Source organism: Gluconobacter sp. P5E10 (assembly GCF_018812145.1).
In the GTDB taxonomy this organism is placed as follows: domain Bacteria; phylum Pseudomonadota; class Alphaproteobacteria; order Acetobacterales; family Acetobacteraceae; genus Gluconobacter; species Gluconobacter cerinus.
In genome coordinates this window covers 262,211-281,629 of record NZ_JACRVZ010000005.1, presented here as the reverse complement: position 1 = coordinate 281,629, position 19,419 = coordinate 262,211, and the positions used below count along the sequence as shown (strand labels likewise).

The following is a 19,419-nucleotide window of genomic DNA, read 5'->3' as shown; positions in this document are numbered from 1 at the left end:
CTATATTTATAATTAATTTTATTTTGCAAGAATTTTTAAAATAATATCTTGTAATTCTGATGGGTGTATTGTGAGATTCTTGAAAAATTCCTCATTTTCATAAGTATTATAGGAAAGAGAAATAAAAGGCGTTGACCGTATTTTTGAAGGCGTAACGTATCCCGGAATTGACGGGCGGTGGTCGCCGAAGAATATGAGATGTGCGGGGCGCCCACAGTCACGCAATGTACGGTCCAGATTCCCCAATAAAGCGTCACCATTCTGAGCGTGGCGTTCCCAGGCCGTTAGAGCATCTGCGGCATCCAGGCGGCCTGCGTCCCAAGGGCCATGATTTTCCATGGTTACGACATAAATCAGTTCTGGCTTTTCAGCCGACACGATGCGGTCGTGAAGATAGTCACCGATTGCCTTGTCACTGATGTAGGGACCGGCTGTTTCAGCGTCTGTAAAATCATCTGGGCCGACAAGTTTGGTGAAGCCTAACGCAGGCATCAGGCAATCTCGACCGTAGAACCTGAGATCGTGAGGATGGACGAAAAGCCGTTTTTCATAAAGGGCTGCAAGCCGATTTGGTAACCCAAACGTATGCTCATCCTGAGCTGTCAGAAAGGGGTCAAAGGCTCGAAAGCCAAGCTCCTCCTCACTGCGCCCACAAAGCACAGCATATTCCGTGCGCATTGTGTATGCGCCGAAACCGCTGACGGATAGCGCGCCATAGTGGTCGGAATTTTTCTTCAGTCGCTCAAAGTTATTGAGGGGAGCAAGTGGATGGTTGGGAACTAGATCTTTGGGATCTGCAAAGGACTCACACTGTACGATGACCAGAAAGGGTGCCGGGTCTGTATCTGGTTCCCGTGCGGGCAGTGGCTGGGCAGGGGGCGGTGATGGTGTTGCTCGCCATCTGAGCGTGTAAATGAGCAATACCGGAAGTAATCCGCATCGCACGATGTCTGCTTCAAGATCAGGCCGCAACATAACATTGGAACGCCAGTGAAATTTCCAGCCAGCACTGAGGCCCAGGAGAGAGATCAGCAGTATCAGCAACCCGGCGAAATGAGCTGTAAGTGCAGTAGAAGAAAACGCGATGACGCATCCGAAGACGAGCAATGCAGCAGGTATTAAGATAATCTTCAGAAAAGTCGGGATCGCAGCAAGATAAAAGCGTGGATAACGCAGGAATGAGGCAGCGACCGCCAGGTCAGAGAAAACTAAGGGTTCGCCCAACACTCGAAACTTGATGTTGGAAGCAATGACAAGGGCTAGAAACAATGCGTCCGTGAGAACGCAGGCAACCCAAAAGCCCCCTGTCAACGCAAGTGTTGCGCCGTAAAAAGTCAGGATAGATAGGGTATGAAGTGTGTATCCGCGCCAGCCACTGCGGTCTGGCCGAATGAATCTGTCAAATAAGATCGAAAATACGACCGTGCAGCAAAGGGAGAACAGGCAGTTCTTCACAGAAACGACGCAGAAAAAAGATAAATCATGAATTCGAAATCGGCTTTCGGATGCAGCAGGCTTTCAGTTAGAAAGCATGTCTATGAGATTTCATCCATCAAGCACAGGCTCTACAATTGACTCGGTCTTGCTCAGGCGACCGCCAAGGGCTGAGAGCAAGGATGTTGAACTGGGATGTATCTCCTCATTCTCTGGCGAAAATCTATGTCATTCTGCTGCATCGATCTTGCATGACATTCGACGTGCAAAGATTGGGGGAGCTTTCTGGTTACCGTCAGTAGTGCTTTCCGCTGAGCGCAATACTCTCCTGTCGCTGCCAGCAGACGCGGCTCTTGCCTGGAGTTTGTGGAAGCATGTTACGGCTCAGGTAGATGCACGGAAAGTCGTCGTTCTTTCCCAGCATTTGCATCATGCCGATGCGATCAGAGCCGCAGGCGGGCATGTTGTGTCTCAGGTGGACCCGCACAGCATGCTTGAACAGGTTGATGAAGTCTGGACAACGGGTCGGGACGACGTAGCGCTTCTTGGTGCAGCTTATGGTTGCTTAGTGAGAATATGGTCGCCCGAAGGAGGCGAGGGCGTATTTTCCGAAACCATGGCTCTCGAATGGCTGACACGGGCCATTTCCTGGCGTAGCCCGTTCGATGGCAGGTCAATCGATCTAACCGAAGCGGTAAGGATCGTTTCTGACGACCGTCGTGCCTGGGAGCGGACGCGGGATGTGGCGGTCTGCGTTGGCATGGCATGGTGGAAACGCGAGCGTATTCGCGAGTTTTTCAATGTGAGCCGGAAGAGGGTCTTTTTTCGGCATTCCATGTATGGCGCTTTAAGCGAAGCGCAACGTCGCAAAGGAATAATTGCTGCCTGGTCCAGCCGTATCCCGTCTGGACTGAAAAATAAGGCAAAGGCTCAGGGTGTAGGCATTTGCCAAGTTGAAGATGGCTTTTTGCGGTCCGTCGGGCTCGGAAGTGATCTTCTTCCCCCCTGTTCTATCGTGCTCGATCGGTCGGGCATCTATTTTGATCCTTCTCGCCCCAGTGATCTTGAAAAGATCCTGATGGAGACTTCTTTTGATGACAGCCTGCGGGCTCGCGCTCGCCATTTGATTGACACACTCGTAGTGCGGAATGTCTCCAAATACGGGAGTACGGCTGACGTTGGTTCCTTGCTTTCACGTCCTGCCGGGAAGACGGTTATTCTGGTGCCGGGGCAGGTCAGTAACGATCTATCCATTCGGTTGGGCTGTGGGGACGTCAGCGACAACCTCTCCTTGCTTCGTAATGTTCGTGATCGGATGCCCGATGCGCACATTGTTTTTCGTCCTCACCCGGATGTGGATGCCGGTCATCGCCCCGGTGCAGTCAGAGATGATATCGCCCTGCAGTATGCAGATGAGATCGCACGAGGAGGCCCAATGGTCTCTTTGATTGCTCAGGTAGACGAAGTTCACACCATGACGTCGCTTGCAGGCTTCGAAGCGTTGTTACGGGAGCGTGCGGTGACGACTTATGGAAATCCATTCTACGCAGGATGGGGGCTGACGTGCGATCTGGCTCCGAGCACCGGCCGTAGGGGACGAAATCTACAACTGGAAGAGCTTGTAGCAGGGGCGCTCATTCTCTATCCGCTTTATTTGGATCCGGTCACCCGAACACCCTGTGGGCCTGAAGTTCTTGTTGAGAGACTTTCAGACCCAACAATATGGACAACATCTTTCACTGTGCGTTTACGAAGATTGCAAGGCCGTCTACGTAGGCGAATACAGCATACACGCATGAGGATCTGGCCGAAATGAAGGCACCCGGCGATAGCCACTTCGGCAAGAAACATCTCAAACCTCTGAAAAGGCGGAATTTCCTGTTTCTACAGGGGTTAATGGGGCCGTTTTTTGAGCGCGTCGGAGAAGCCCTGCTGGCGGATGGCTACAAGGTCTCCAAAATTAACTTCAATGGCGGAGACAAGCTTTTCTGGCGCCTCCCAGGTGGTGTGGACTATCGGGGAAGCCTTGAAGACTGGCCTGATTTTCTGCGTAATTTCATTGTGCAACGCGAAATTACGGATGTCGTTATTTTCGGAGACTGTCGCCTGCATCACATGGCCGCGGCGAAGGTCTGTGAAGAGCTCCAAATTCCGATGCACGTCTTTGAAGAAGGGTATCTCAGGCCGGACTGGGTGACGCTTGAACTTGGGGGCGTGAACGGCCACTCGCGTTTACCGCGCGATCCCGACTATTACCGCGTAGAGGCGCAATTGCTTCCTCCCCAACTGCCTCACAGGTCCGTGCCATCTTCTTTTCAAAGGCGTGCAGCGGAAGGTATTGCCTATAATACTGCTGACCTTCTTTTGAGATGGTATTTCCCGCATTGGACAAATCATCGTCCTTGGCATCCCCTTGTTGAGGGAATGGGCTGGCTGAAGCGGTTTTCGCGTCGTAAGGCTGTTACCGAACGTACGAAGAAAGTTCTGAGCAGGCTTGAGGCCTGTAAAGCGCCTTATATGCTCTTTCCTCTTCAGTTGGATGCGGATGCTCAGGTCCGTCTCCATTCGGGCTTTAGTGGCATGCAGGAGGCGATTGAATACGTCATTTCTTCCTTTGCGGCTCACGCACCGGCAAATATGCGGCTGATTATCAAGCAGCATCCTCTGGATAATGGTCTGCGCGATTGGCGGCATATTATTGCGTGCTCCGGGCGCCGTCATGGAGTGCTCGGGCGGATAGGCTTTATCGAAGGGGGTGACATTGCCTTGCTGGTCAAGCAGGCTGAAGGCGTCATCACAATCAATAGTACGACTGGTACATTGGCTCTGGCAGAAGGTATTCCGGTTATTACGCTGGGGCAGGCCATCTACAATATTCCCGGCATTACATACGAGGGAACACTCGACGCATTCTGGAAGACCCCGGAAAAGCCGGATATGGAGCTTTTCGCGGCATTCAGGCGCGTTCTGGTCGAATACTGTCTTGTCGCCGGTGGCTTTTTCTCAGACGAAGCGATGTCCAAGCTGGTGCGGGGTGTCGTGGCAAAACTTGAACGACATTCGCCTCAACTGTTTCAGACACGGGCGACTGAGGAAGGGCATGAATTCTGGCATGGAATGAGCCGTCCGCTCTTACGTCTTTCAGAAAAGGTTGCGGACGCCGTAGGGGCTCCTGAGTGAAGGAAAGTCAGGCAATACCTCCGTTTCTTCTGGATATTTCGCGCCTTCTTTCCCGTTCGGGAGCAAGTGTACCAACGGGCATTGACCGGGTCGAGCTGGCCTATGCGCGATACCTGTTGGCTCATGTATCAGAACAAACGCGCTTTTGTGCCATGCACCCAATTGGTGTGATGGGAATGATTGACCAGGCCACGGCGCGGCGGTTCATACAGGCCCTGGAACTTCAGTGGGGACAATCCGGTTCTGGCCGGCCGGCCGCGCGCCTATGCGGTGCGATTAATCGTGGCCTGTTCTGGCATCGACCTGCGACAATGGCCTCTGGCACAATATACCTTAATGTTTCACATCATCATCTGACACGCCCTAAAGTGGTAGGTGCCTTTCTCCGGCAGACAGGTGCTCGGTGCGTGGTGATGATTCATGATCTTATTCCGATAGACTTTCCGGAATATTCTCGCCCGAGAGAGCCTGCGCGGCATGAAATCCGTCTCAAGACAGTCGCACATTATGCTGATTCCATTATTGTACCGTCGCACTACGTAAAGGAAACAGTCTGTCGACATCTGGCGGAACTCTCAGTCGATATTCCAGTCCACGCAGTTCTTCACGGGGTCGATGCTCCTCACCTCCATACACGCAGGATGGAACTGGATGCATCACTTTGCGATCAGCTCAAAGGGCGCCCCTATTTTGTATGTCTGGGTACCATTGAGCCCCGTAAGAACCATCTTCTCTTGCTCAATGTTTGGCGTCGTCTTGTTGAACAGGCACCATCCTCGGCGCCTGTACTGGTAATCGTAGGAAAGCGTGGCTGGGAGAACGAGAATATTCTTGATCTTCTAGATCGCGCACCAGCACTCAAGGGACACGTCATTGAGTGCCAGTCATTGCCTGACACGATGGTTCAAACCCTTCTGAAAGGCAGCTCCGGGCTCCTTTTCCCGTCCTTTGTCGAAGGTTTCGGGCTTCCACTTGCGGAAGCTTTGTCGCTGGGCGTGCCAGCTCTCTGTTCCGATATTCCAGTTTTACGAGAGGTTGGAGGATGTGCGGCAAGCTATCTCGATCCTCTGGACGGGCCGGCGTGGTTGGACGCGATTATGCGTTACTCTACTTCGGGGTGTGACAGGACAGACCATACGTTACAGACAGGAAGCTTCTGCACCCTTTCCTGGGAAGAGAGCGTGGCGAAAGCACTTTCACTGATACAGTAATCGGAAGATATTTATAGAAATTCCATTTAAAAATAACTGCTGAATGATTGGTTTTCTATCGCGGATGATCACCTATCCAGTAGGGTTTGGTAGAATTTCTTCATGCGTCGTGCATAGGGCTCAATAGCAAAGTCCTGTGCGCGTTTCCGGCCCGAAGATGAAAGAGCCGCCCATAATGCATCGTCTTGGTCGAGCGTTTTAATGCCTCCAGCCAATGCTTCTACGTTTGTGCTGTCTACAAGAAGCGCTGACGTTCCTGAAATTTCCTCTGTTGCATGCCCCAGGCTCGTCAAAACGGGGGTACCTAGAAGCATGGCTTCCAGAATAGGCAGACCAAAGCCTTCAGCCAGAGACGGAAAAGCGACACATCGTGCTTCTCTGATTGCGCGAACTAAGGCCGGGCGGCTGCACCAGGGCAGGATCCGCACGCGCTCAGGGACTGGATGATGCTTGAGGGCATGAAGCTCTTCTGCTCCCCCAAATCCTAAAGCGCCGATCAGGGTCAAAGGGCGAGTTGGTCCAGAACGACCATGGGCTTCGATCAGTCGTCCAACATTTTTGCGACGTTCAATCGTGCCGAAGTAAAGAAAACCGTCTTTTGGACAAGGAGCCTCGACAGTCAGCGCTTCTGCCATGAGGTCTGTTGGAAAAGAAACCGATTGAGACAGCATGCTGATTTTTTCCGGAGGTAGCCCGAAAAAACGGATCAGATCCTGCCGGACCGCTTCTGAAACCGTGACAATGGCATCGGCATTGTCACACCAGAATTTCAGACGTCTATGAAGGCGCTTGACCGGAGTGTCGCTGAACTCAGGGTGGAGCAGTGGAATAATGTCGTGGATCGTCACCACATTGGGAATGCCTGGCCACTGCAGGGGAACCGGATAGGTCCAGTGCATCAGATCCGGTGGCACGTCAGCTTTTATGGAAATCGGCCTATGAAGCGTCCGGTCCCTTATTTCGGCTGTTCGATAAAGGTCGTGACCAATATAGCCGTCACCTGTCTGCTGGACGCAACTGTTGGGCCAAGTGCTACGGACGAGGCGTTTGATTTTCTGGGGAAAGTTATGAACATTTGCGTGCGTGGCCATGTCATCATGTAGCCACGCAGGGCGAATGCCTGCCTCGTTGTAGGCTTCTCCCAAAGTCGCTGCGTATGTTGCAACGCCCGTGCCACCAGCACGGCCCGTATTGCGGGTATCAAGTCCAATCCGCATTGGTATCAGGGAGAGCGTCCGGTCTTGGTGTGGAAAATCCGATCCCAGACATCGTTGCTTACCGCGAAATTTTTTTCTGGCGCAGCGTAATGATGAATGAGGTGGTGACGACGCAGTTTGCGAAGAATGCCCCGCTTTGGTCGATACTGATGACAGGCGTAGTGAACAAGATCGTAGACAATATAGCCCGCGAGAAAGCCGAGGAAAAATGTGGTGCCGTTATGGCCCCCTAAAAAATGCGCCAAAGCCCAGAGCAAGCCTGCAAGGGGAAGGCTGACGGACAGGGGCATCATGTTGCGGAGCTTCTCTCCGGGCTCGTCATGATGATTGCCGTGGATCAGGAAGATAAATCGTTTGCCAATCTCATGCGAGAGATCGAGGTGGAAAAGGAAACGATGACCAAGGTATTCAAAAAAAGACCAGAAGATAAGGCCCATAAGGAACAGGGCTACAAATGGAGCCACCGCCATCGGCATACAGTCCAGACAGACAAGGGAAAATATGACGACCCAAACCGGGATGAAAACTGACAACGGCATATATGTAAGCCGTTCCAGCCAGTCATTTCTGAAAAGCCTCAATGACACTCGGCAGAATTCCCCTGAAACCTTTGTTGTCTGTGCTGAATTCCCTCTTTTTTCGGAAAACAGAACGCGTTGATCCATGCGATCATATCGATGTTCTCAAGACACGCATAGTAATGTTTGAGCTTCCAACTGAAGGATGTGTCCTTCTTGCACCAGCTCAGCAGGTTAACGAAGGCTTTCAAACTAGTCAGACCACTCAATTTGGTTCCAAACATTTCTGAAGAGGTGGTTTGTTTGAACGAACACATCTTCAGATTTCGTAAAACGTCAGAAATTTACGAAGGTTTTTTTCAAATTTCAGGTCGCAAGACGTGATTTCTCGATACATCCCGCATGTGATCATTGCTCTGACGCTGCCATTGGAGCGAGTTCACCTAGAGCGTCAAATCTGTTCATCATTCTGTCGCTAAGGTTACGATGAGCATGGGGCTGCTTGTCGTATGGAAATATGGCTTTTTTAGCGATCTATAATCTTGGCCAGATGGAGTTCCTGCGGCCGAAGCATGCAGGAACTCCATCAACGGCAAACATTGGCGCTGAAGTAATCAGTTGCCGTTTTGAAGATTACAAGATCGTCGGGACAATGCCGCCTTCGCACCTGACCGCAGCACCATTGGTCACGGCGCCGAATGGGCTGGAAAGCAACGCGACCTGAGCTGCAATTTCTTCCGGATGAATAAGGCGCTGGAGAAGGGAAAGGGGGCGCATTGTTTTGAAGAATTCTACTTCCCGCTCTTCTTCTGATGCGTCCTTGTTCGTAACGGCCGCCTTGATGAAGGCCGTACTGCCTTCGGATTTTGTTGGGCCCGGAAGAACGCAATTGACGGTAACGCCGGTTCCCTTGGTTTCTTCAGCCAGACCACGTGACACAGCAAGCTGCGCTGTCTTGGTCATGGCATAGTGAATGGTGTCTCCCGGTGTCACGACGCCGCATTCGCTGGAGACAAAGATGATGCGTCCCCAGTTCTGCGCAATCATGTTTGGGAAATAGTGCCGGGAAAGCCGGACGCCACTCATGATATTGACTTCGAAGATATGGCTCCATTCTTCGTCCGCGATATCGGCAAAAGCTTTAGGTTCAAAAATCCCAAGGTTGTTGATCAGGATATCAACGGAGGGGACGGCTTCGACCAAAGCTGCAACTCCGGCCTGTGTCCCGGCATCAGCCTGCACGGCACGGACCTGCGTTGGCGCATTCAATTCTGCCGTGGCTGCATCCAGCCTTGACTGGCTTCGACCGCAAATGACGACATTGACGCCCTCCGCCACGAAACGCTTGGCAATGGCCAGTCCGATCCCGGACGTTGAGCCAGTAATCAGAGCGGTTTTACCTTTAAGGTTCAGATCCATGGTGACCTCGCATCTATTGTTTTGTTTGATTTGAGAGAGTGCTGAAAAATCCGCTGGCTTAATCTATGGAACCACGGACCTCCCTGAGACCGCTGCGTTTCAAAGCTGCAAGCGCGATGAAATACACTGCCAGACCGCCTGCCGAGAGCAGTGCGCTTCCGATACCAAGTGAGCCATAACCAAGCTGCCGCCCCAGAAGCACACTCCCAAGAGAGGCGCCCAGAGCGTTGGCAATATTGAAAGCCGAATGGTTAAGGGACGCAGCGAGTGTCTGCGCGTCTTCTGCAAAGTCCATAAGGCGCGTCTGCAGGGCTGGACCAAGAGCATTCACAAAGGCTGGGATAAAGAAAACATCTGCCATCAGGCCAAGTGGATTGTGCATGACGTAAGGGAACAGAAGCATCACGAAAATGCTGCCTGACAGGGCCAGGATAACGGCAAGATTGATGTTTCGATCAACAATCCATGCGCCAACGTTGGTTCCGGCCAGCATGCCGCATCCCCAGATGACCATGTAAAGCATGACCTCCCATTCGGGCACATGCGTGACGTTTTGCACGACGCTCGTCAGATACGTGTAGATTGCAAACATTCCCCCAAAGCCAATCGCCGCGGTCAGAAGCGTCAGCAGAACCTGCGTATTTCCGAGCGCTTTTACTTCTCGTAGAGGGGAGTTTTTCCGGTTCGGTACGTCGGCTGGAATATAGCGCAAAACACCCAGGAATGTGACGAAGCCCAGACTTCCAATAATGAGATAGGCAATGCGCCAGCCGAAATGATTGGCGGCAAATGTGGAAAATGGTGCGCCAATCAGGGTTGATATCGCAATGCCGGACAGCACACGGCCGACAGCCCAGCCACGATATGAGCGCTCGACCATAGAGGCCGCGACGAGTGCGGATATGCCGAATAATGCGCCATGGGGGAGCCCTGTGATGAAGCGCGCCACTTCAATCAGACCAGGGGTGGGCATGGCGACGCTCAGGGCGTTTCCAAAACAGAACAGCAGCAGGAGAACGAGCATCAGTTCCCGGCGCGAGAGGCGTGCTCCAAGGATGGTGATGAGCGGGGCGCCAACGACGACGCCGAGCGCATAGGCCGTAATCGCATGACCAGCATCTGCGGGTGTGAGGCCGAGAGATGCTGCAAACTCGGGCAGCATTCCCATAATAGCGAATTCGCCTGTCCCGACTACGAACGTCCCGAAAGTCAGGAGGAGGAGTGCAGCAGTTCTACCATGAGGAGGCGCAACCAGAGGCGCGCTTCCTTCAGGATGCAGTGTCTCTGAGGGCATGGGGTGATCCAGTGTTGATGGTCTTCAGGATGTCAGGGCGTTTGCCGCAACACGAGCAATAGCAATATCGTCTTCAGAGCTGGCACCAGATACGCCGATGCCTCCAATCACCGTACCGTCAGCAGACTTCAGAACGATCCCGCCGCCAAAGCTTGTCAGGCCGCCATTCGTATTTTCAAGTGAATATGCCTGTCCGTCTGGATGCGCGATTTTGGCGAAGTCGGCGCTGTCCATCTGAAACAGGACGGCAGTTCTTGCCTTTTTCTGACTGACATCAATCGGGCCAAGTGGCGTCCCGTCCATGCGTAAGAAAGCCATGGGCCACGCTGCCATATCCACGATGGAGATGCAGACTTTTAGGTTGAGCCTTTCGGCTTCCTGGACCGCAGCCTGAAGCATGGTCTGTGCAAAGGACATTTTCATGAGGAGAGAACCTGTCTTTCTGAAGAAAAAGTTACTGCGTCGGTTCCCGATGAATAAGGGAACGCGGTCTTTCTTCAAACGGCGCGAGTTCAGCATTATTGGATATTTGCGCGTTCCACATGCTTCATCATGATCCATGCCAAGCGGATTAAGCGGTGACGTGGGAAGTTCTGCGCCGGGCCGGCAACAGCTATACTGGCCCGGACTTCGCCGCTTTCTCTCAAGGGAATGGCAACTGCGTTTATGCCTGGATGATAGGCTTCCAGATCAAGCGCATACCCTTTGATCCGGACATTCTCGATCTCTGCCAGTGTCGCATCATTGAGCGCATTGGATCGCGTGGTCAGGACGCGTTGCCCTAGACCCGGAACAAATGCGAGGAACACGAGACCCACAGCTGATCCTTCGAGTTTTTCCCTGCTCATCAGGCGAGAGGCGGCGATATTTGGCTCTTCCAGGTCCACAATGTCGAGATAAGCCGTTTCATCGCCACTTGGGACACCGAGGTAAACAGTTGCGTGGCTTTCTTGCGCAATGATCTCAAGCACGGGACGTATTCTATCTCGCAGAAGGTGATCATCTCCTACAATCCGGGCCAAATTCAGAATGCGGCCACCTAAATGGTAACGCATGTCTCCCGGACGGCGGTGGACATAGCCCAGATATTCAAGGGTTTGCAGAATATTATGGGCGGTCGTTTTCCCAAGACCAGAAATTGTTGCGAGGTCTTTTAGTCTTGCGCCTCCGCCCTGTTGCGCAATGATTTCGAGCAAAGCGGCAGACCGCTCGATGGACTGAATAAGCTTTGGTGACTTTCCCATCAAACGGTTCCACCTTCTATTACCCTACACGTAAAGGGCAGCCCTTAAAAATCCGACTGGTATGTGTCTGAATATTAGCATTCAGAGGAAAAAATATTCATGTGCATTTTTGTAATTGATTGATTAAATTCCCGGACCGGTTCGGAAATATTGTCTATAAAATGTGCTGATTTCTATTGGTTGAAATCGGTAGTGTTGCAGAGTAGCTGTTCAAAGAGTGCAACCTTTGCTCTAGTTCAAAATCCAGAGCGGGACGTTTCTGCAAAGTCATCACTTGTCGCTCGCGGCTCCCCAACTGGCAAGCAGACAAACTTCAAATATGGATTTGCGATCCATTCATGCACGTCCAGTATGTCTTTAACGTCATCGATAGAGAGGACGAGGAATTAAAGAACTGGAATTCCGAGAGAAGAGGAAATTGCCATTTCGGACCTTGTTTCTCAAATGAGTTAAATCAAGAATCGTACAAAACGAATTCGAATCCAGAGAATAGAGATGAAGATAAGAGAAAAATCTTCGTATTTTTGGTTCAATATTTCTTGGGTGGACATTAGGCGTATTTTTGACCCTGAAGTGGGCGGACATAAAAAATCGTGATTATTCCAAAGGTTTTTTAATTCTTCTTTTTTGCGGATTGGTTCCGTCGCTCATTCGTAAATAAAACATTAAAATTCCGCCTATTATCTCCGCTGGAAAAAGCTTGAGCTCATGTTTCCGCAGTGTTTACATTTTCCTCTCACCGCCGCTGCTCCCATAAAACTGACGGGTAATTGCAGTGAGGACAGTTCACTTGGCCAGGGCGTGAACCCTTTCACATTCCGCTCAGTGACTGATGATTGAGGATGCACACGCAATGGCGACTTATAATGTTTCCTCGGGGCAAGTCGCCTCGAATGTTATCTCCGCTGGCGATATTGAAATCGTCTCGAGTGGCGGTGCAACGCAGGACCAATACAACTACGGTCAGCGATTTGTTTCGTCGGGCGCCATCGTGCGGAACGGTGTGGTCAGTGGTGGTGGTAAGGATTACATTTCCAGTGGCGGCTCTTCCTACCAAGGTGTCATTTTGGGTGGAGGTATTCGTTACGTTTCTGGCGGTGGGACGGCCAATAATCCCTATATTCGTAGCGGCGGTACTGTCAGTGCCGCTAGCGGGGCAACTGTTCTTGCTGTTAGCGCTTTCAGCGGCGGCGTTCTGAGCGCTGCTGACGGTGCTGTCATCAGCGGAGGCACTGTCGCAGCAGGTGCTGCTATTACGGCGGCTTCAGGTACTATTCTAACGGGTACGATCACGAACTCAGGAAGCATTTCGGGAGGTGTGCTCTCGGGGGCTGGCACTACATTAGTAGTCTCTTCCGGTGCAACTCTTGCTAGCCAAACGATTGGAAGTGGTGCCTCGGCTACTCTTCAAGCGTATGCAAGCGCCGGAACCAATCTTGTTATAAGTGGTGGTACACTGGATCTGTACACCAACAATACGACTAGCACGACTATTGTTGGTACTGGCGGTAACTTCATTCTGGAGTCTGGTGTAACATTTACGGCTACCAGCGGAAATTACGCTACCAGCGGAAATACAATTACCGTTAATTCGGGCGCTGTTCTGTCTGGCTCGCGTATTTCTTCCGGTGGTACGATAAATGTTCAGGGTGGCGTTGTATCCAGCACTGTAGTGGATGGTGGAACGCTGAATGTTTACACACCTACCGGCGGAACAAACAATACAACCTTCACGTCGAATGGTGGTGTTGTTAATCTGGAATCTGGATTTAAAGATACCAGAACTTGGACTGTTTCCAATAACGTTACCTTCAATGTTCTGAGTGGTGCCGCGATCTCCACTCCCACAGTTCAGAATGGCGGTACTGTAGCTGTTGCCTCCGGCGGTACGATTGCAGGGCAGGCAGTTGTCTCTTCGGGCGGTACTCTGGTTGTCAACGGCACTGTTGGCAGCAATAGCATCCTGCTCTCTGGTGATGGTGCGCGTTTGGTTGTCAGCGGCACCTCCATGCCAACCAATACAATTTCTGGCTGGTCTCCCAAGGACACGATCGATCTTGCCTCCATTCCGCAGGCCAGTGTTACCAGTGTCAGCACGACTGCAAGTGGCATCACGTTTTACACGACCGGCGGCACATACTCGCTCAATGTACCGGGCGCCAGCAGCTACGGTTACACCCTGTCGTCTGACAGTAATGGCGGCCTGATTTACACGACGTGCTTTGCAGAAGGCACATCGCTCACGACGCCGGACGGCGAAGCAACTGTCGAGACCCTCGTACCCGGCACGCTGGTCATGACGCCAAAAGGCGCCATGCCCGTCAAATGGCTGGGTCATCGCTCCATCACGGTTGCCGACCAGCGTGTGCCAGAAGAAAACTGGCTCGTCCGCATCCGCGAGGGCGCTCTGGCCGATGGCGTTCCATCCCGTGATCTCCTGGTCACGCAGGAACACTGCATGGTCTTCCAGGGCAAGCTTGTTCCCGCTCGTATGCTGGTCAACGGTGCCTCGATCCTGATTGATCGCACGATCAACAGCTACACCTATTACCATGTGGAGCTGGAGAGCCATGAAGCGGTCTGGGCTGAAAACGCACTGACCGAGAGCTATCTCGATACGGGCAACCGCAGCCAGTTCGACAACCATACCGTGACCGCAATCTTTGGCGGCTCAAAGGCTGGCGGTTCGGAAACACTGCCGTTGGAGACGTCTCGGGCGTTCGTCGAGCCGATCCATGCCGCGATTGCTGCGCGCGCTGCAAGTGCTGCGCCTCAGCCCGAGCTGACGACGGATCCAGATCTGCACCTGGTGACAAACTTTGGTCAGATTATCCGTCCGCTGCGCCAGGCGAACGATCGGGTTACATTCATGATCCCTGCGCATGTCGCAACTGTTCGTCTGGTTTCGCGGACAAGCCGTCCGAGTGACACGATCGGACCGTTCGTGGATGATCGTCGTGACCTGGGTGTTCTTGTCGGGGACGTTTCACTTTTTGCTTCCCGTCAGACAATCAGTCTGACAGCGCATCTTTCCCTGTCTCACCTGTCAGGATGGCATGGGCTGGAATCTTCCAGATACCGCTGGACAGATGGGGATGCTGCGCTGTCGCTGCAAAGCGGAGATATCGTTAGCAGAGAGCCAAGTATTCTCTCCATTCAGGTTGTGTCCGGTGGACCGTACCTTGTGGAAGATCACCCTGTGCGCTCTGATCTGCGTCAGGTCGGATAGCACGCTATTAAATGATGATGGGGAGGCGGTTGCCTCCCCATCACGTCAGACGTTTGTCAATGCAAGTAAAAATTCAAAATAGGCTCAGTGCCTATCAATTTATTGACCGAGAAAGACGTCGTGATTCACAGGCTTACCGATTGAGCTGAAGCTGCGAGTTACGCGTTTTTGCTGTCTGAGCACCAAGATGGGGCGGACTGGTCCGCCTTTTTTCTTTGGCGACGCTAGACGCTAGATACGACCGCTGTGCTCATATGTTCATGTCTGCAATCCCGTCGTAGCAAGAGCTTCATCTTCTCAAAAATGAGCTCTGAGGCTCTATGTCGTTCTATCCTCCGGTACTACTTGGCAAGTGCCACGGAATCGCCCGATTTTTCCTGATCCTCCGCAGAAAAATGATCCTGAAGATGTGCTTCAAGCTTCTCAAGTGACAGCCCTTTTGTTTCGGGCAGGAAACGCGCCACGAAGCAGAAGGATAATACGTTGATCGTGGCGAAGACTAAAAACGTGCCGGGTCCGATCGCGTGCAGGATAATAGGGAAGAGAAAGGCAACTGTAGCGTTAAAGATCCACTGACATGAGACCGAAAGGCCCGTCAGGACACCCCGAGCCCGCATAGGGAACAGTTCGGACATGAGCAGCCAATATAAGGGAGAGACCATCATCTGAATGAACAGCAGGGCCAGAAGGATAAAGCCGAGGGCCGCGTAGCTTTCAATCGCCGATCCTTTAAGGAACAGTAAGGTCGCTCCAAGCCCCAGATGAGCCAGCACCACGCCACACAGACCGCCTAGCAGCGTGACCCGTCTCGGAAACCGTCCGATCATCCAAATTCCGGCAAATGTCGCTCCGACTGCGACAAGACCATCTCCGATTGTTGCAATCAGAGCCGCCTCAGTTCCAAGTCCCGTCTGACGGAGGATGATCGGTGTGAAGTACATGAACGCGTTCACCCCCGTAAACTGAGCCGCAAACCCGAGGCCAACGCCTAGCATCAGCAGGCGCCGGATCCAGACGTCCCGGAATGCCTGACGCCAACCGATCTGTTCGGCGTCATCGTCAACGGCCGTATAGATCGCCCGCATCTCGTGCTGGACCTGACGATTGGTGGAGCGGATGAGTTCCAGCACACGCCGTGCTTCCTCCGTGCGCCCCTGGCTGGCCAGCCAGCGAGGAGAACGTGGAACGAAAAACAGTCCTACGCCGAGAAGCACGGCAGGCACCGCGGCAATCATCAGCATGGTGCGCCAGATCGACGGAGAGTTAGAAAAATGCGCCAGCCCTGCATTCAGCGTGTAGGCGACGAGCTGTCCCGTCACAATCATCATCTCATTCTGACTGACAAGTCGCCCCCGACGCCCCGAAGGTGCCATTTCCGAAATGAACATCGGGACGAGCGCAGAGGCCCCCCCGACTGCGAAGCCAAGAACAGCCCGCATGGCAATCATCACCGCAACAGACGGTGCCTGCGCCGTACCGATCGCCCCAACGACGAATACCGCAGACAGAGCCATCAGGCTGTCTCGTCGTCCGAACCGATCCGCCAGCATTCCACAGATCAGCGAGCCAAAAGCCGCGCCCAAGACTAGCGCGGACGTTACTAATCCTTCCGTCAGGGGCGTAAGACCCAGACCACCCTTCGCGATTGGAAGCTGCATGAATGGCAGCGCTCCGGCAATGACACCCGTGTCATACCCAAAGGCCAGTGCTCCCATCGTGACAACTACCACGATCTTCGTGATCAGCCTGTCTGCCTCACTGCGTTTCGTCATCCCTCTTGCGGCAATCTTTCGACTGCTTTCCCTAAAAACAATGCACCCAAATGCGCACCGGGTTTAATAACCTGAGCGTTAAACATCCGAGTTCCGCTATAGGTTCCGCTGCTGCGAAGGATAGTTTTTGGCATCCCGCTGAAATAGTGGAATATCACGGGTGCAGGAGAGAAAAAGAGTAGCAAAGAACCGATGTCTCATCGGTATAGAAATCGGTTTATCAAATACTTCGAAATTTTAAAAACCCTGAAGCTGATTTTTATAGGAAAGCCCGGATAAAATTTTCCAGGTTATCGGCTTCCTCAGCTGGCTTATCACGGCGAATACGCGCAACACGCGGGAAACGAAGCGCTACGCCGCTCTTATGACGTTTGGAATACTGAGCGGCATCGAAGGCAATCTCGAGAACGAGACCATGAGCCACCTCCCGAACCGGGCCAAACCGCTTGGTCGTGTGATCTCGGATCCACTTGTCCAGAAACTTCAGTTCTTCATCCGTAAAGCCTGAATAAGCTTTACCAATCGGAACAAGTTCGCGTTCTCCGTCCACGGTGCGCCATAAGCCGAACGTGTAGTCGGAATAGAAGCTGCTGCGTTTGCCATGCCCGCGTTGTGCATACATGACAACGGCATCGACCGTGAGTGGCTCACGTTTCCATTTCCACCATGGGCCTCGGGGACGACCTGGAACATACGGACTGTCAGCCTTTTTTAGCATCAATCCTTCAATGCCTTCGCTCCGAGCATTCTCGCGAAGCTTGGCCAGGTCTTCGAAGTTCTGGAACGCAATAAGTTCTGACAGGACCATTTTGGGTGGGTTCAGCCGTGCGAACCAGCTTTCCAGCCGCTGCCTTCTGATGTCAAAGGGCAGGGAGCGCAAGTCTTCTCCGTCTTCAAACAGGATATCATAAAGCCGGATCCCTGCTGGCATGTCCCGGAGCATGGAGGCTGTTGGCGACTTACGGTTCAGTCTCTGCTGAAGATCAGCAAATGGGGCGACAATACCCTCCTGGACGACAAGAAGCTCACCATCCAGGACCACCCTGCTGCCCAGATCCTGCATCGTGGCCAGCACGTCTGGAAAGGCCTTTCCAATATCTTCTGCCGTCCGCGTGTAGACACGTTCCCCTTGAGGTGTGGAAACAAGCTGAACCCGGATACCGTCCCATTTCCATTCAGCGCGCCATTCCGCCGGGTCGAATGCTGTCAGGTCAACGTTTTCCAAGGGCTGGGCCAGCATAGGCGGCCGGAAAACCGGAGCATCCTTCGCATCGGGCTTCGGCCCTTTTCCTTCCACCCATGCGAAGAGGGGCCCATAAGGCGCTTCAAGTCCATGCCAAACTTCCTCAATGTCATCCGGAGCCACAGACGCTAACTCTGCAAGAGCTGTTTTCGCCAGCCGGGCTGACGCACCAACGCGCAGCGAGCCAGTAATGAGCTTGAGGAGGGCATACCGGGAGGAGGCATCACATACGTCCAGCCATTCCCTTACAACATCCGGGACATCTGTTTTTGGAAGGCGCTCCAGCGTGTGAACAACCTCTGCCAGACTGGGTGCCTCTGGCGTGTCGTAATCACCGGTTTCCGGCCGCCAGATCAGTGCGACTGTTTCCGCAAGATCTCCGACATAATCATAGGACCAGGTAAAGAGTTCTGGATCGATGCGTTCCATGGCCAGAGCCCGGAGCATGGCAGGTTTAGCCGCTGCGAAGGACAGGCTTCCTGCCATCGCAGCCAGCGCGTATCCCCGGTCAGGATCGGGCGCCATCGAAAAATACTCTTTGAGAAGTGCAAGCTTCATATTTCGTGAGGGGGTGAAGGCCAGGCGCTCCAGCAGCGTCGCAAATTCGATCATGCCGACACTTCCTGTTCCGCCTGTTCATCCTCTTCCTCGTAGCCCAGAAGCCGCAGCGCGCGGCCGCGGATCTGCATCTTGCCCAACGCATAAATCAGAGCATCCTCGCGCCCATGCGTGACCCAGATTTCCTTTGCTCCGGTTGCCTGACACGTTTCCAGCAGAGCATCCCAGTCGGCATGGTCGCTGATCACGACAGGGAGTTCGACCCCACGCGCTTTCGCTCTCTGGCGGACATGCATCCACCCTGATGCCAGACAGACAACAGGGTCTGGCAGCCGACGCGCCCAGCGGTCTGCAATGGCCGATGGAGGCGCAAGAACAATGCCTCCGCGCATCTCACCCTTCTTTGCAGCCGTTGCAGAACGCAGTTCCCCCAACGGAACACCAAAACCTTCGTACAGCTTACACATCGGCAAAAGAGCACCGTGGAGCCAGAGAGGAGCATGGTAGCCACCCTCACGAAGCAGAGCGATCAGACGCTGGCATTTACCAAGGGCGTAACAGCCAACAACATGCGTGCGCTCTGGAAACAGGCGTACGTCATGCAGCAGTTTGGCAATCTCATGAGCGGGATCGGGTAAGCGAAAGACTGGCAGCCCAAACGTGGCTTCAGTTACGAAAAGATCACAGGGCACAACCTCAAACGGAACGCATGTGGGATCTGGGGCACGTTTGTAATCGCCACTGACCACGGCGCGCTGCCCTCGATACTCCATGACAACCTGTGCACTTCCCAGAACGTGCCCGGCAGGCGCGAGCCAGACCTGCACGTCCCCAATGGAAATGACTTCTCCATAACCGAGCGCCTGCTGGGTGTGACCGGCGCGGCCTTCACCCATTCTCAGGCGCATGATCGCCAGAGTTTCGGGCGTCCCCGTGACAAGCTCGTGGCCAGGTCGGGCATGATCGGAGTGACCATGGGTAATAACGGCGTGGGCCACTGGCTGGAGGGGGTCGATATAGAATGCGCCAGGTACACAGAAGAGCCCTTCCGGTTTCAACTCAAGCCAGTCCACCCAGTCTTCTCCGCCAGTCGTGCAAGA

The 19,419-nt window shown here is 53.2% G+C and carries 14 protein-coding genes; 4 read left to right on the top strand and 10 right to left on the bottom strand.

Annotated elements, in window-relative coordinates; all coding sequences use genetic code 11:
- Positions 1 to 18 precede the first annotated feature (18 nt).
- A complete protein-coding gene (locus KP707_RS12710) occupies positions 19 to 1,269 on the bottom strand; it encodes an LTA synthase family protein (protein ID WP_211503224.1) in 1,251 nt (416 codons plus the stop codon).
- A gap of 466 nt (positions 1,270 to 1,735) precedes the next feature.
- Between KP707_RS12710 and KP707_RS17080 the strand changes: the two genes are divergently transcribed.
- From KP707_RS17080 to KP707_RS12695, 3 genes are read left to right on the top strand one after another with little or no spacing between them, the layout of a single operon-like run.
- Positions 1,736 to 3,250, top strand: a complete 1,515-nt coding sequence (locus KP707_RS17080; RefSeq protein WP_211503225.1) for a hypothetical protein — start codon at positions 1,736 to 1,738, stop codon at positions 3,248 to 3,250.
- Entirely contained in the window at positions 3,247 to 4,614 is a 1,368-nt protein-coding gene (locus tag KP707_RS12700) for a capsule biosynthesis protein (protein ID WP_211503226.1), read from the top strand. The genes KP707_RS17080 and KP707_RS12700 overlap by 4 nt, the downstream gene beginning before the upstream one ends.
- Positions 4,611 to 5,825 carry a glycosyltransferase family 1 protein gene (locus tag KP707_RS12695; RefSeq protein WP_211503227.1) on the top strand — a complete coding sequence of 405 codons (1,215 nt, stop codon included), beginning with the start codon at positions 4,611 to 4,613 and terminating at the stop codon, positions 5,823 to 5,825. Before KP707_RS12700 ends, KP707_RS12695 begins: the two co-directional genes overlap by 4 nt.
- 68 nt (positions 5,826 to 5,893) lie before the next feature.
- On the opposite strand, the gene KP707_RS12690 is transcribed toward KP707_RS12695, so the two are convergent.
- The 6 genes from KP707_RS12690 to KP707_RS12665 form a co-directional block, all read right to left on the bottom strand.
- Complete coding sequence (locus tag KP707_RS12690) at positions 5,894 to 7,042, bottom strand: glycosyltransferase family 1 protein (protein WP_211503228.1); 1,149 nt, start codon at positions 7,040 to 7,042, stop codon at positions 5,894 to 5,896.
- 5 nt (positions 7,043 to 7,047) lie between these two features.
- A complete protein-coding gene (locus KP707_RS12685) occupies positions 7,048 to 7,479 on the bottom strand; it encodes a sterol desaturase family protein (RefSeq protein ID WP_249210260.1) in 432 nt (143 codons plus the stop codon).
- Positions 7,480 to 8,193: 714 nt separating this feature from the next.
- A complete protein-coding gene (locus tag KP707_RS12680) occupies positions 8,194 to 8,979 on the bottom strand; it encodes an SDR family NAD(P)-dependent oxidoreductase (RefSeq protein WP_215751678.1) in 786 nt (261 codons plus the stop codon).
- A gap of 58 nt (positions 8,980 to 9,037) precedes the next feature.
- Positions 9,038 to 10,273 (bottom strand): MFS transporter, encoded by a 1,236-nt coding sequence (locus KP707_RS12675; protein ID WP_211503230.1) that lies wholly within the window; start codon positions 10,271 to 10,273, stop codon positions 9,038 to 9,040.
- A gap of 24 nt (positions 10,274 to 10,297) precedes the next feature.
- Positions 10,298 to 10,696: a heme-binding protein gene (locus KP707_RS12670; RefSeq protein WP_211503231.1), complete on the bottom strand. Its 399-nt coding sequence runs from the start codon at positions 10,694 to 10,696 to the stop codon at positions 10,298 to 10,300.
- Positions 10,697 to 10,791: 95 nt separating this feature from the next.
- Positions 10,792 to 11,517, bottom strand: coding sequence for an IclR family transcriptional regulator (locus KP707_RS12665; protein ID WP_046901088.1), 726 nt, complete (start codon positions 11,515 to 11,517; stop codon positions 10,792 to 10,794).
- A gap of 853 nt (positions 11,518 to 12,370) precedes the next feature.
- On the opposite strand from KP707_RS12665, the gene KP707_RS12660 reads away from it, so the two are divergent.
- Complete coding sequence (locus KP707_RS12660; RefSeq protein ID WP_249202961.1) at positions 12,371 to 14,746, top strand: Hint domain-containing protein; 2,376 nt, start codon at positions 12,371 to 12,373, stop codon at positions 14,744 to 14,746.
- 341 nt (positions 14,747 to 15,087) lie between these two features.
- Here the strand turns inward: KP707_RS12660 and KP707_RS12655 are convergent, their stop codons facing one another.
- From KP707_RS12655 to KP707_RS12645, 3 genes are all read right to left on the bottom strand, one after another.
- Positions 15,088 to 16,518, bottom strand: coding sequence for a sugar porter family MFS transporter (locus KP707_RS12655; RefSeq protein WP_211503233.1), 1,431 nt, complete (start codon positions 16,516 to 16,518; stop codon positions 15,088 to 15,090).
- A 259-nt stretch (positions 16,519 to 16,777) separates the two neighbouring features.
- Positions 16,778 to 18,373: a cisplatin damage response ATP-dependent DNA ligase gene (locus tag KP707_RS12650; protein ID WP_211503234.1), complete on the bottom strand. Its 1,596-nt coding sequence runs from the start codon at positions 18,371 to 18,373 to the stop codon at positions 16,778 to 16,780.
- On the bottom strand, positions 18,370 to 19,392 hold the full coding sequence (locus tag KP707_RS12645; RefSeq protein WP_215751679.1) for a ligase-associated DNA damage response exonuclease: 1,023 nt from the start codon (positions 19,390 to 19,392) through the stop codon (positions 18,370 to 18,372). Before KP707_RS12645 ends, KP707_RS12650 begins: the two co-directional genes overlap by 4 nt.
- Positions 19,393 to 19,419 lie beyond the last annotated feature (27 nt).

Coding starts and splice junctions, on each gene's coding strand:
- KP707_RS12700 (WP_211503226.1), top strand. CDS start 3,247: ATGAAGGCACCCGGCGATAGCCACTTCGGCAAGAAACATCTCAAACCT.
- KP707_RS12690 (WP_211503228.1), bottom strand. CDS start 7,042: ATGCGGATTGGACTTGATACCCGCAATACGGGCCGTGCTGGTGGCACG.
- KP707_RS12685 (WP_249210260.1), bottom strand. CDS start 7,479: ATGGGCCTTATCTTCTGGTCTTTTTTTGAATACCTTGGTCATCGTTTC.
- KP707_RS12680 (WP_215751678.1), bottom strand. CDS start 8,979: ATGGATCTGAACCTTAAAGGTAAAACCGCTCTGATTACTGGCTCAACG.
- KP707_RS12675 (WP_211503230.1), bottom strand. CDS start 10,273: ATGCCCTCAGAGACACTGCATCCTGAAGGAAGCGCGCCTCTGGTTGCG.
- KP707_RS12670 (WP_211503231.1), bottom strand. CDS start 10,696: ATGAAAATGTCCTTTGCACAGACCATGCTTCAGGCTGCGGTCCAGGAA.
- KP707_RS12665 (WP_046901088.1), bottom strand. CDS start 11,517: ATGGGAAAGTCACCAAAGCTTATTCAGTCCATCGAGCGGTCTGCCGCT.
- KP707_RS12660 (WP_249202961.1), top strand. CDS start 12,371: ATGGCGACTTATAATGTTTCCTCGGGGCAAGTCGCCTCGAATGTTATC.
- KP707_RS12655 (WP_211503233.1), bottom strand. CDS start 16,518: ATGACGAAACGCAGTGAGGCAGACAGGCTGATCACGAAGATCGTGGTA.
- KP707_RS12650 (WP_211503234.1), bottom strand. CDS start 18,373: ATGATCGAATTTGCGACGCTGCTGGAGCGCCTGGCCTTCACCCCCTCA.